Below are 11,560 nucleotides of genomic sequence, written 5' to 3'. Positions count from 1 at the left end.
AAACCTATCCGTTCCTTGACCAGAGGCTGGCGCGCCGGTTTACGCGGCTCTACGGCACGCGCGCGGAGAAGCTGCTCGGGCTCGCCAAGTCGAATGCCGATCTTGGCCGCAATTTCGGCGCCGATCTTTTCGAGGTGGGGGTTCGCTATCTCGCCGAGAACGAATGGGCGGTCACCGCCGATGACGTGCTGTGGCGCCGCACCAAGCGCGGCCTGCATTTCAGCCGCGAGCAGACGGCGGCACTGGAAGAATTCATGCGAGGGCTGAGCAGCCGTCACGTCGCGGCGGCGGAATGACGATCGACTGCTGAAGCGCAAGGCCGGGAGGAGGCGTGATGCTGGAACTGAGGAACGTGACGAGGACGATCGGTGCGCAGGGGCATATCCGCGACGTGTCGCTGACGCTTCAGCACGGCTCGCTGAATGTTCTGCTGGGACCGACGCTTTCCGGCAAGACCAGCCTGATGCGGCTGATGGCGGGTCTCGACGCGCCGACGTCCGGCTCGGTCTGGTTCGACGGGAAGGACGTTACCGGACAGCCAGTGCAGAAGCGCAACGTCGCCATGGTCTACCAGCAGTTCATCAACTACCCGGCGATGACGGTTTACGAGAACATCGCTTCGCCGCTCAGGGTTGCAGGCGTGGACCAGGCAAGGATCGACAAGGAAGTGCGCAATGCCGCCGCGCTTCTCAAGCTCACGCCTTACCTCGACCGCACCCCGCTCAACCTCTCGGGCGGCCAGCAGCAGCGCACGGCGCTTGCGCGCGCCATCGTCAAGAACGCCAGCCTGGTGCTGCTCGACGAGCCTCTCGCCAATCTCGACTACAAGCTGCGCGAGGAATTGCGCGCCGAATTGCCGAAGATTTTCGCCGCCGCGGGCACGATCTTCGTCTATGCCACCACCGAACCGCACGAGGCGCTTTTGCTGGGCGGCAACACGGCGACACTTTCGGAGGGCCGCGTCACGCAATTCGGACCGACCGTCGAGGTTTTCCGCAAGCCGGTCGACCTGGTGACGGCAAGGACCTTCGCCGACCCGCCGCTCAACACCATCGTGCTCTCCAAAAAGGGCGCGGACTTCCTGCTCGAAGGCGGCGTCAAGCTGCCGGTGCCGCCGGAACTCGCCGGCATTGCGGACGCCAGCTACACGATCGGCTTCCAACCTCATCATTTGTCGCTGGAGCGGCCGAACGCCAGCGCGGTACCGGTGCGTGCCAAGGTCACCATCACCGAGATCACCGGCTCGGAAAGCTTCGTCCATCTCGACTTCGCCGATGCGCGCTGGGTGATGCTTGCGCATGGCATTCTCGACTTCGAGACGGACGACGAGGTCGAGGTGTTCATCGACCCGCGCCACATCCTGGTGTTCGACCACAACGGCCGCGCCGTGACGGCGTCGAAGCTGGCAGCCTGAGGAGGATCAGATGGCGCGCATCGACGTCAATCATATCCGCCACTCCTACCTGCCCAACCCACGGAAGGATTCGGATTTCGCGCTGAAGGAGGTGCATCACACCTTCGAGGATGGCGGCGCCTATGCGCTGCTTGGGCCGTCAGGCTGCGGCAAGACCACCTTGCTCAACATCATTTCGGGATTGCTGCATCCCTCGCACGGCCAGCTTTTGTTCAATGGCAGGGACATCACCAATCTGTCGACGCAGGAGCGCAACATCGCGCAGGTGTTCCAGTTCCCGGTCATCTACGACACCATGACCGTCTACGACAATCTGGCCTTCCCGCTGCGCAACCGTCGCGTGCCGGAGGCGGACGTCGACCGCAAGGTGCGCGAGACGCTCGACATGATCGATCTCGCTTCGCTGGCGAAGAAGAAGGCGCGCGGGCTCACCGCCGACCAGAAGCAGAAGATATCGCTCGGCCGAGGCCTGGTTCGCTCGGACGTCAACGCCATCCTGTTCGACGAGCCGCTGACCGTGATCGACCCGCACATGAAGTGGGTGCTGCGTTCGCAATTGAAGCAACTGCATCGCCGCTTCGGCTACACCATGGTCTATGTCACGCATGACCAGACCGAAGCGCTGACCTTCGCCGACCGCGTCGTGGTCATGTATGACGGCGAGATCGTGCAGATCGGCACGCCGGCCGAACTCTTCGAGCGGCCGCGCCACACTTTCGTCGGTTATTTCATCGGCTCGCCGGGCATGAACGTGCTGCCGGTCGCGCTGGAAGGCAGGACGGCGAAGCTCGGCGCGCAGCGCATCGAGCTTCCGGGCGTGCCCCAGACTGCTACCGGGAAGGCGGAAGCCGGCGCCGTCGAGCTCGGCATCCGTCCCGAATATGTGCGGCTCGGCCGCGATGGCATGGCGGTGCAGGTCTCCAAGGTCGAGGACGTCGGCCGCCACAAGGTCGTGCGCGCCAATCTGGAAGGTAGGGAGATCGCCGCTGTGATCGGCGAGGACGACGAAGTGCCTGCCGACCCGAAAGTCCGGTTCGATCCGGCCGGCATCAACATCTATGCCGATTCCTGGCGCGTAGAGATGGGGGCCTAGATGGACAAAACCTGGAACAACAAGGCCTGGTTCCTTGTCCTGCCGGTTCTGGTGCTGGTGGCCTTCTCGGCCGTCATCCCGCTGATGACCGTGGTCAATTATTCGGTGCAGGACACGTTCGGCAACAACGTCTTCTTCTGGGCCGGCACCGAATGGTTCGAGGAGTTGCTGCACTCCGACCGGTTCTGGGAAGCGATGGTGCGCAACCTGATCTTCTCCTTCATCATCCTGGCGATCGAAGTGCCGCTCGGCATCTTCATCGCGCTCAACATGCCGAAGAAGGGCTGGGGCGTGCCGGTCTGCCTGGTGCTGATGGCGCTGCCGCTGTTGATCCCGTGGAACGTCGTCGGCACGATCTGGCAGGTGTTCGGCCGCAACGACATCGGCCTTCTCGGCTATTACGTCAATGCGCTGGGCTTCAACTACAATTATGTGCAGGACCCGTTCGACGCCTGGGTCACGGTCATCATCATGGATGTCTGGCACTGGACGAGCCTGGTCGTGCTGCTCTGCTATGCCGGTCTGGTCTCCATTCCGGATGCCTTCTACCAGGCGGCCAAGATCGACGGCGCCTCGCGCTGGGCGGTGTTCCGCTACATCCAGCTGCCGAAGATGCAGCGCGTGCTCCTGATCGCCGTACTGTTGCGCTTCATGGACTCGTTCATGATCTACACCGAGCCCTTCGTCGTCACCGGCGGCGGTCCCGGCAATTCGACGACCTTCCTGTCGATCGACCTCGTCAAGACGGCGCTCGGCCAGTTCGACCTCGGACCGGCGGCGGCGATGTCGCTGGTCTATTTCCTGATCATCCTGTTGTTGTCGTGGGTGTTCTACACCGTGATGACCATCTACGACGCGGAGCGCTGACAGATGACAGGCGCCAACGAGACGACACGCGTGAGCGAAACAGCGATCACCGAAGTGGGCAGCACGCTGTCGCAGGACGAGGTGGCGAAGCTGATGCGCCGCCGCGGCGAGGAATCGCGCTGGTGGTGGATCGTGCCGACGCTCTACATCGTCGTGCTGCTCCTGCCGATCTACTGGCTCATCAATATGAGCTTCAAGACCAATGCCGAGATCGTGTCGTCGCTGACGCTGTTCCCGCACAACCCGACGCTCGCGAATTACCGCACCATCTTCACCGACGCATCCTGGTATTCGGGCTACATCAACTCGATCACCTATGTGGTGATGAACATGGTGATCTCGGTGGCGGTGGCGCTGCCGGCAGCCTATGCCTTCTCGCGCTACCGCTTCCTCGGCGACAAGCATCTGTTCTTCTGGCTGCTGACCAACCGCATGGCGCCGCCGGCGGTGTTCGCGCTGCCGTTCTTCCAGCTCTATTCGGCCTTCGGGCTCATCGACACTTATATCGCCGTGGCGCTCGCCCACTGCCTGTTCAACGTGCCGCTGGCGGTGTGGATTCTCGAGGGCTTCATGTCCGGCGTGCCGAAGGAGATCGACGAGACCGCCTATATCGACGGCTACTCCTTCCCGCGCTTCTTCGTGAAGATCTTCATGCCGCTGATCGCCAGCGGCATCGGCGTCGCCTGCTTCTTCTGCTTCATGTTCTCGTGGGTGGAGCTTCTGATCGCCCGCACGCTGACCACGACTGACGCCAAGCCGATCGCCGCAACCATGACCCGCACAGTCTCGGCCGCCGGCATGGACTGGGGCCTGCTCGCCGCGGCCGGTGTGCTGACGCTGATCCCCGGCGCGGTCGTTATCTGGTTCGTCCGTAACTACATCGCCAAGGGCTTCGCCCTGGGGAGGGTGTGACCATGAATCTCGACTTCTCCTGGATGGCGTGGACCTGGCCGACGGCGGCCTTCTTCGGAACCATCCTGCTTCTGCTGTGCGGCATGGCGGCCTGGGAATACGTCTCGCCGGGCGGCAATCCGCGTATCGGCGTCCTGCGCTTCGAGACGACGCGCGGCGATCGCCTCTTCCTTTCGCTGCTCGGCAGCGCCTTCATCCATCTCGCTTGGCTGGGTCTGGTTGGGCCCAACCTGTGGTGGGCTCTCGCTCTCTCCGTGGTCTACGCCATTGGCGTGTTCCGATACGTATAGAGGGGGAAACAGTCGGAGCGGCCGCGTGCTGGCGGCCACTCCGGATCACACTTCAAAACCTAAGACTGGAGGAGACACATGCGACGGCAATTTCTTACATCGACGACCGCCCTTGTCCTATTGCTGGGGGCGGGCCACGCCTATGCCGGGATGGACGAGGCAAAAAGCTTTCTTGACAAGGAGATAGGCGACCTGTCGACGCTTTCGCGCGCCGATCAGGAAAAGGAAATGCAGTGGTTCATCGACGCCGCCAAGCCGTTTGCCGGCATGGAGATCAAGGTGGTGTCGGAAACCATCGCCACCCATTCCTATGAATCACAGGTGCTGGCGCCCGCTTTCTCGGCCATCACCGGCATCAAGGTCACGCACGACACGATCCAGGAAGGCGACGTCGTCGAGAAGATCCAGACCCAGATGCAGACGGGACAGAACCTCTATGACGGCTGGGTCAACGACTCCGATCTGATCGGCACGCACTGGCGCTACCAGCAGGTGCGCAACCTGACCGACTGGATGGCAGGCGACGGCAAGGATGTTACCAACCCGAACCTCGACCTGAAGGACTTCATCGGCACGTCGTTCACGACGGCGCCCGACAAGAAGCTCTACCAGCTGCCCGACCAGCAGTTCGCGAACCTCTACTGGTTCCGCTACGACTGGTTCAACGACGAGAAGAACAAGGCCGATTTCAAGGCCAAGTACGGTTACGACCTCGGCGTGCCGGTCAACTGGTCGGCCTATGAGGACATCGCCGAGTTCTTCACCGGCCGCGAGATCGACGGCAAGAAGGTCTATGGCCACATGGACTACGGCAAGAAGGACCCGTCGCTCGGCTGGCGGTTCACCGATGCCTGGCTCTCCATGGCCGGCAACGGCGACAAGGGCATTCCGAACGGCCTGCCGGTCGACGAATGGGGCATCAAGGTCGACGAGAATTCGCGCCCGGTCGGCTCCTGCACCGCGCGCGGCGGCGACACGAATGGACCGGCGGCGGTCTACTCGATCCAGAAATATCTCGACTGGCTGAAGGCCTATGCTCCGGCCGAAGCGCAGGGCATGACCTTCTCCGAATCCGGCCCGGTTCCGGCCCAGGGCGCGGTTGCCCAGCAGATCTTCTGGTACACGGCCTTCACCGCTTCGATGGTCGACGCCGGCGCCAAGGCGGTGATGAACGACGACGGCACGCCGAAATGGCGCATGGCGCCGTCGCCGCATGGCGTCTACTGGAAAGATGGCATGAAGCTCGGCTACCAGGACGTGGGTTCCTGGACGCTGATGAAGTCGACGCCGACCGACCGCGCCAAGGCCGCCTGGCTTTATGCGCAGTTCGTCACCTCGAAGACCGTCGACGTGAAGAAGAGCCATGTCGGCCTGACCTTCATCCGCGAGAGCACGATTCACGACAAGAGCTTCACGGAGCGCGCTCCGAAGCTCGGCGGCCTGATCGAGTTCTACCGTTCGCCGGCCCGCGTCCAGTGGTCGCCGACCGGTACCAACGTGCCTGACTATCCGAAGCTGGCGCAGCTCTGGTGGCAGGCGATCGGCGATGCATCGTCGGGCGCCAAGACCGCGCAGGAAGCGATGGACTCGCTCTGCGCCGAGCAGGAAAAGGTCATGAGCCGCATCGAGAAGTCGGGCGTCCAGGGCGATATTGGCCCGAAGATGGCCGAAGAGCACGACCTCGCCTATTGGAACGCGGATGCGGTCAAGAAGGGCAATCTCGCGCCACAGTTGAAGATCGAGAACGAGAAGGAAAAGCCGATCACCATCAACTACGACGAGCTGGTGAAGAGCTGGCAGAAGTAACTGCATGACGTGGGCGCGTTCGCCCGCGTAAGAAATGCAGGGGAGGCGGCTTGGCCGTCTCCCCTGTTGCATGAGTAGTGGAGGGAATGGAATGAGCGGTTTTGTGCTGGCGATCGACCAGGGAACGACCTCGACCCGGGCGATCCTGTTCGACGACAAGATGAAAGTCGCAGGCACCGGCCAGCAGGAATTCGCGCAGCATTATCCGGCCTCCGGCTGGGTCGAGCATGATCCGGAAGATATCTGGGCAAGCGTTCTCGCCACGGTGAAGTCGGCGCTTAAGTCCGCCGGACGTACCGCTTCGGATGTGGCCGCGATCGGCATCACCAACCAGCGCGAGACGGTCGTGATCTGGGATAAGGCGACCGGCGAGCCGATCCACAATGCCATTGTCTGGCAGGACCGCCGCACGGCGCCGCTCTGCCAGAAGTTGAAGAAGCAGGGGCTTGAGAAAAAATTCTCGAAGAAGACCGGGCTGCTGCTCGATCCCTATTTCTCCGGCACCAAGATCGCCTGGATGCTGGACAAGGTGAAAGGAGCCAGGAAGCGCGCAGAGAAGGGTGAATTGCTTGCCGGCACGATCGACAGTTTCCTGATCTGGCGGCTGACGGGCGGCAAGGTGCACGCGACCGACGCGACAAACGCCTCGCGCACGCTGGTCTACAACATCGAGAAGAATGCCTGGGACGAAGAGCTGCTCTCGATCCTGAACATACCGGCAGAGATCCTGCCTGACGTGAAGGACTGCGCCGACGACTTTGGCCTCACCGAGAAGAGCCTTTTCGGCGCCGAGATGCGCATCCTCGGCGTTGCCGGCGACCAGCACGCGGCGACCATCGGCCAGGCCTGTTTCGAGCCGGGCATGATGAAATCCACCTACGGCACCGGCTGCTTCGCGCTGCTCAACACCGGTGCCGACCTTGTGCGCTCCAGAAACCGGCTTCTGACCACGATCGCCTACCGGTTGAACGGCAAGACCACCTATGCGCTGGAAGGTTCGATCTTCATCGCGGGCGCCGCCGTGCAGTGGCTGCGCGACGGCATCAAGGTGATCGGCAAGGCCGAGCAGAGCGGTGCGCTCGCGGCGACCGCCGATCCGGCGCAACAAGTCTATCTGGTTCCGGCCTTTGTCGGCCTTGGCGCGCCGCATTGGGACGCGGAGGCGCGCGGCGCCATCTTCGGCCTGACGCGCAATTCAGGCCCGGCAGAGTTCGCGCGCGCCGCGCTCGAATCGGTCGCGTTCCAGACGCGCGACCTGCTCGATGCCATGCGCAAGGACTGGAAAGGCGCTTCCGCCAAGACGGTGCTTCGTGTCGACGGCGGCATGGTGGCGTCCGACTGGACCATGCAGCGGCTGGCCGACATTCTCGACGCGCCGGTCGACCGTCCGACGATCCTGGAGACGACCGCCCTGGGCGCGGCGTGGCTTGCCGGGTCGAAGGCAGGCGTGTGGCCGAAGGCAAACGAATTCGCGAAGAGCTGGGCGTTGGAACGGCGCTTCAAGCCGGAGATGGATGCGGCTGCGCGCGGGGCGAAGCTCGCCGGATGGCGCGATGCGGTGCGCAGGACGCTGAGCACGCAGTAACGATTACTGGACCGGGGGGAGAATGCAACCGGATTGGTATCCCGCTTGGCGCGATGAGGCCTTTGAACAGCTCACCGCCAAGAACGCACGCCTGGAGCAGGACTTCCGCCTCGGCCACTGGACGCGCTACAACTACGACCTGGCGGCCGGAAAGCTGATTTTCTCTGACAAAGCGGGCACCACCGTTATCTCGGAAATCCAGATTGCGGGCTCTACCAGCGCCAAGGCGGGCAATTGGCTCTGGGCTTGGGCCAATTCGAATTTACCGGGCGAACTTCTCGGCGACGCGAAGCTGGTGCGGGCGTTCGGGGAGAAAAAGGGCGTGGACGACCTGGCCCAGGCCTATGTGGACGATACGAGCGGCGATTTGGATGCGCTCGGCTGGGAATTGACGGCAGCGATGGTTCGGGTTTGCAACGCGCTTGGAGCTTATCGCTCCTCGCGGGGGGAGGGCGGCGCTCTCTATCTGGTCTTCAAGACCATACGATGGGCGAACTGATACAGCACAGCGAGGGAGCCTGCGCCTCTCGAGGCGCGGGCTCTGTCAACCACCAGAATATGTGCTTTCGCAATTCCGGACGGAAAGCCGCTACGCACTTTTCCTGGAATTGTATTGGTGCGGACTGGAGGCCGTCAGTAGGGCGACACGCACTGCCGTCGCGGGCCGCTGTTGGGCTGGAATGTGTTGTCCGAGGCGCGATACGAACGGTAGCGGTCATAGCACCACTGCACATGCGCATCGCCGCGGTAGACGCGGTTGTTCTCGCTGTTGACGATGGCGCCGGTGATCAGCGCGCCGGTGGCGAAAGCAGCAAGCGGAAACCAATAGTCGCCATGACGGCGATAGCCGTGGCGATATTCACGATAGCCGCGATGGCCGTTCCAGTAGACAGCGTCACCACGACGCGAGAAATCCCGGTTGAAGCCGCGGTGCCTTCTCCAATCCCGATACTGCACGGTCTGGACATCCAACAGGGCCTGGGGTTGCGGCACATAAGCTGGCTGAGCGTTGACCGGCACCATCTCCGCCGCGATGAACGACGCCGAGAGAGCGGTTGCCAGCAGGCCCGATGCGATCTTGTTCATTACTCTTCTCCTCGAGGTTGATCGACGTCCCTGCTGCGAAACGGGTCCGGGTTGCAAATTGTTCCCCTTTCAATCTCAACCCGCTGTTGTGGAGCTTCCTGAGGCAATGCGGACCCGGATCATTGGCGCAGGCATCGAAAGCCGCTCGCAAACAACCTCTCGGCGTCCGTTCGAAACCGTTCAAAAATCCGCCTTGGACGCCCGTCTTTTTCCGGTTGACCGGTCGCGGCACTCTCCCTATGTTCCGCGCAATTTCGAGGGCGGCGTTTCGAGCCCGCGGGAGCGCGTAGCTCAGCCGGTAGAGCAACTGACTTTTAATCAGTAGGTCATGGGTTCGAATCCCATCGCGCTCACCAAAAAAAATAAACACAATCAATAGTTTAACACGGTCGATCATCGCGTTGATGTTCGATCATTGGCTGCAGGGTAACTATGTGGGTAACGGGAACTGCCTTAGGGTGCTCTGGATCAGAAACACCATGAGGAAGGTCACGATGGTCGTGCCGGTGTTGATGACTAACTGCCAGGTCTCGGAGAACCGCAGCACGGGACCGTCAGCGCCCATGCGACAACCGTCGCAACGCACAACGCGAAGGCCCATGGCCTGCCTGTCGCCTTCGCAACACCACCAGCGAACCGGGTGAACCGGCGCTCGATCTTGCCACCCTGCTGATCCACGGAGGAATTACCCGGCCGTTATCGCGCTGCTCCTGTCTCGTGTCTGTCGAGACTCTCGCAATTCCAACGCGCGCCGGAACGCAACTGCGCTCACATCGCATTTATGCCTTGATGGTCCGTTCGAACCAATGATGACTTTAGCCTGGGCTAGCGTAAGTCCGTGCTTCCCGGCAAACTCAGCCGGATCGTAAGCGTCTTCCCAACCTATCCCGTCCCCTTTTAGGCCCCGCATACAACTCTCCCATCTGGCCAACGTGAACGCTGCCAATGCGGAAAGGTTTCCTGCTGGCCATGTCGAAGTGGAGTGCGCCAATTTCGGCGGCCACATCGCCCGCCAACTACAAGGCCGACGGCCGACCATCACCTGGGACCCGCTTGTCTCAGATCCTATCAAAGGTGAAGGACGTCAGAAGACTGGTAACGAAATTGCTCGCCTTCTCCTTGACGAGAACCTCGGTCCATTCGTCGGTGCCCCGAAGCCTCAGGTCCGTGTAGATGCTGTCGACCGCTGCTTCTTCGATGCGCTTGATATGCGAGAGGAAGACGGCCTCGTCGCCTGTCTTATAGATATCCCGCACGACTATGCGCAGGATTTCCTGCATGGCGATTTGCCAGGCGGTATTGATTGTCTGGAGCTCGTTGGGTTTTTCGGTCATCGAGATCTCCTCGATTGGGCCGGCCGTCGGCGAGAGACACCCATACGGGGGTCGTCAAAATGGCGGGTCGGCCGGAAATAAAAGAGGTCAGGCAATTTTGCCTGACCTCGCTTGGTCTCATGCTTTCAACACTGCCAGTACGTCTGTGATCAGTGGAAAGCTGAACCGATCAGACGGCCTGAAGCTTGCAGGCAGACATCTTGCCCGACTTGCTGTCGCGCTCCAGTTCGTAGCCGATCTTCTGGCCCTCGACGATTTCGCGCATTCCCGCGCGCTCGACGGCAGAGATGTGAACGAAGGCGTCAGCGCCGCCGTTGTCAGGCTGAATGAACCCGAAGCCCTTGGTCGAATTGAACCATTTTACTGTGCCAGTGGTCATGATGAACCCTCTCATAGCAATATTGAATTTCGGCAACGCGAGCGCGCAGCCGACTATGCAGATGACGATGTTGAAAGGAAGTTCGTTCAGGGCGCGGTGCCAAGCGCGCGATAACCAAAGCTCAGCAAGCAATATCGACAATCCCTCCTGTATCTTGCCCCTCCGGCACGTCAACTTTTGGTCCTGGAGCTGTTCGATTTCAACTGGAGTGCGGCTCGGCAGTCCGGGTCGTCATGCTGCTATCGGTCATTTGGAAAAGTTCGGCCCCACGGGCTCGGCTAGACTGAACTCGAACACGGTGTTCTCTTCCTCGTCGACCACCCGGAACCAGTGCTGCTGCAAAGCGCTCGGTGAGATTGGCGCGCCAGCCACGCGCTCGGCCACCTTTATTGGCTCGTCGACGTCCACCGGTTGAGCTGCGACGACCTCTTCGCCGCAAAGCTCTTCAACCTGGGTAGCGAGGCATTCTTGTCACCCCGACCGAGAGACTTCGCCTCGCGTTCGAGCGTTTGGCGATCGTTGCCGTGCTGCTTGATCAGCTCGCGCACCTGCTGCGGCGTCAGCCAGACTTTCTGGGCGAAATACTCCACCTCATAGTCTTCGTCGGCCGAAACCCGGTCGCGGTCGCGGAAGTCACGCTTGCTCTTGTCGTCTGCCATGTCGGTTCCTCCTCGAGTGACAGAAACACCGCCGTTGCCGGCTTGTTCCCGCTCTTTAGCGGCGGTCGCGGAACGTCTCAAACGCGCGGCCGTTGCCCCTAATGACGCTCCGACGATATCCGCATGGTCCGAGGG

General features: G+C 61.7%; 14 protein-coding genes, 1 tRNA gene and 1 pseudogene. 10 read left to right on the top strand and 6 right to left on the bottom strand.

The features are described from left to right. The 9 genes from EOA28_RS11140 to EOA28_RS11100 form a co-directional block, all read left to right on the top strand. Positions 1-296: glycerol-3-phosphate dehydrogenase C-terminal domain-containing protein (locus tag EOA28_RS11140; protein ID WP_281060899.1), on the top strand; the 296-nt coding region annotated here is incomplete at its 5' end. A gap of 38 nt (positions 297-334) precedes the next feature. Then, positions 335-1,414, top strand: a complete 1,080-nt coding sequence (locus tag EOA28_RS11135) for an ABC transporter ATP-binding protein (protein ID WP_128314890.1) — start codon at positions 335-337, stop codon at positions 1,412-1,414. 10 nt (positions 1,415-1,424) lie between these two features. After that, positions 1,425-2,507 (top strand): ABC transporter ATP-binding protein, encoded by a 1,083-nt coding sequence (locus EOA28_RS11130; RefSeq protein WP_127249446.1) that lies wholly within the window; start codon positions 1,425-1,427, stop codon positions 2,505-2,507. After that, positions 2,508-3,374 (top strand): sugar ABC transporter permease, encoded by an 867-nt coding sequence (locus EOA28_RS11125; RefSeq protein ID WP_128314889.1) that lies wholly within the window; start codon positions 2,508-2,510, stop codon positions 3,372-3,374. It abuts the gene before it with no gap. Positions 3,375-3,377: 3 nt separating this feature from the next. Further along, positions 3,378-4,286 carry a carbohydrate ABC transporter permease gene (locus tag EOA28_RS11120; protein WP_042642626.1) on the top strand — a complete coding sequence of 303 codons (909 nt, stop codon included), beginning with the start codon at positions 3,378-3,380 and terminating at the stop codon, positions 4,284-4,286. Between the two features lie 2 nt (positions 4,287-4,288). Further along, positions 4,289-4,576, top strand: coding sequence for a DUF2160 domain-containing protein (locus EOA28_RS11115; protein WP_126082598.1), 288 nt, complete (start codon positions 4,289-4,291; stop codon positions 4,574-4,576). Between the two features lie 78 nt (positions 4,577-4,654). Next, entirely contained in the window at positions 4,655-6,382 is a 1,728-nt protein-coding gene (locus EOA28_RS11110) for an ABC transporter substrate-binding protein (protein ID WP_126082599.1), read from the top strand. Positions 6,383-6,473: 91 nt separating this feature from the next. Beyond that, complete coding sequence (gene glpK, locus EOA28_RS11105; protein WP_127249445.1) at positions 6,474-7,967, top strand: glycerol kinase GlpK; 1,494 nt, start codon at positions 6,474-6,476, stop codon at positions 7,965-7,967. A gap of 22 nt (positions 7,968-7,989) precedes the next feature. Then, positions 7,990-8,466 (top strand): DUF6882 domain-containing protein, encoded by a 477-nt coding sequence (locus EOA28_RS11100; protein WP_126082601.1) that lies wholly within the window; start codon positions 7,990-7,992, stop codon positions 8,464-8,466. Between the two features lie 134 nt (positions 8,467-8,600). Here EOA28_RS11100 and EOA28_RS11095 read toward each other — a convergent pair whose 3' ends face one another. Next, a complete protein-coding gene (locus EOA28_RS11095) occupies positions 8,601-9,053 on the bottom strand; it encodes a BA14K family protein (protein WP_126082602.1) in 453 nt (150 codons plus the stop codon). Between the two features lie 280 nt (positions 9,054-9,333). On the opposite strand from EOA28_RS11095, the gene EOA28_RS11090 reads away from it, so the two are divergent. After that, positions 9,334-9,409 (top strand) — tRNA-Lys (locus EOA28_RS11090). 101 nt (positions 9,410-9,510) lie between these two features. Here the strand turns inward: EOA28_RS11090 and EOA28_RS11085 are convergent. From EOA28_RS11085 to EOA28_RS41130, 5 genes and pseudogenes are all read right to left on the bottom strand, one after another. Next, positions 9,511-9,710: pseudogene (locus tag EOA28_RS11085) on the bottom strand (low affinity iron permease family protein); the annotation flags it as partial. A gap of 401 nt (positions 9,711-10,111) precedes the next feature. Then, a complete protein-coding gene (locus tag EOA28_RS11080; protein ID WP_127249418.1) occupies positions 10,112-10,387 on the bottom strand; it encodes a hypothetical protein in 276 nt (91 codons plus the stop codon). A 169-nt stretch (positions 10,388-10,556) separates the two neighbouring features. Continuing rightward, positions 10,557-10,766, bottom strand: a complete 210-nt coding sequence (locus EOA28_RS11075) for a cold-shock protein (protein WP_126083796.1) — start codon at positions 10,764-10,766, stop codon at positions 10,557-10,559. Positions 10,767-11,012: 246 nt separating this feature from the next. Then, the gene (locus tag EOA28_RS38775) at positions 11,013-11,150 is read right to left on the bottom strand and encodes a hypothetical protein (RefSeq protein WP_189342008.1); all 138 of its coding nucleotides are present in this window, start codon (positions 11,148-11,150) and stop codon (positions 11,013-11,015) included. 2 nt (positions 11,151-11,152) lie between these two features. Further along, positions 11,153-11,560 (bottom strand): DUF3606 domain-containing protein (locus tag EOA28_RS41130; protein ID WP_348633428.1); only part of this gene is annotated, 408 nt, incomplete at its 5' end.

Origin of the sequence: Mesorhizobium sp. M2A.F.Ca.ET.067.02.1.1 (assembly GCF_004023285.1) — a bacterium.
Taxonomy (GTDB): Bacteria; Pseudomonadota; Alphaproteobacteria; order Rhizobiales; family Rhizobiaceae; genus Mesorhizobium.
Note: the sequence above shows the minus strand (reverse complement) of the source record. Positions and strands in the feature narration are given on the sequence as shown.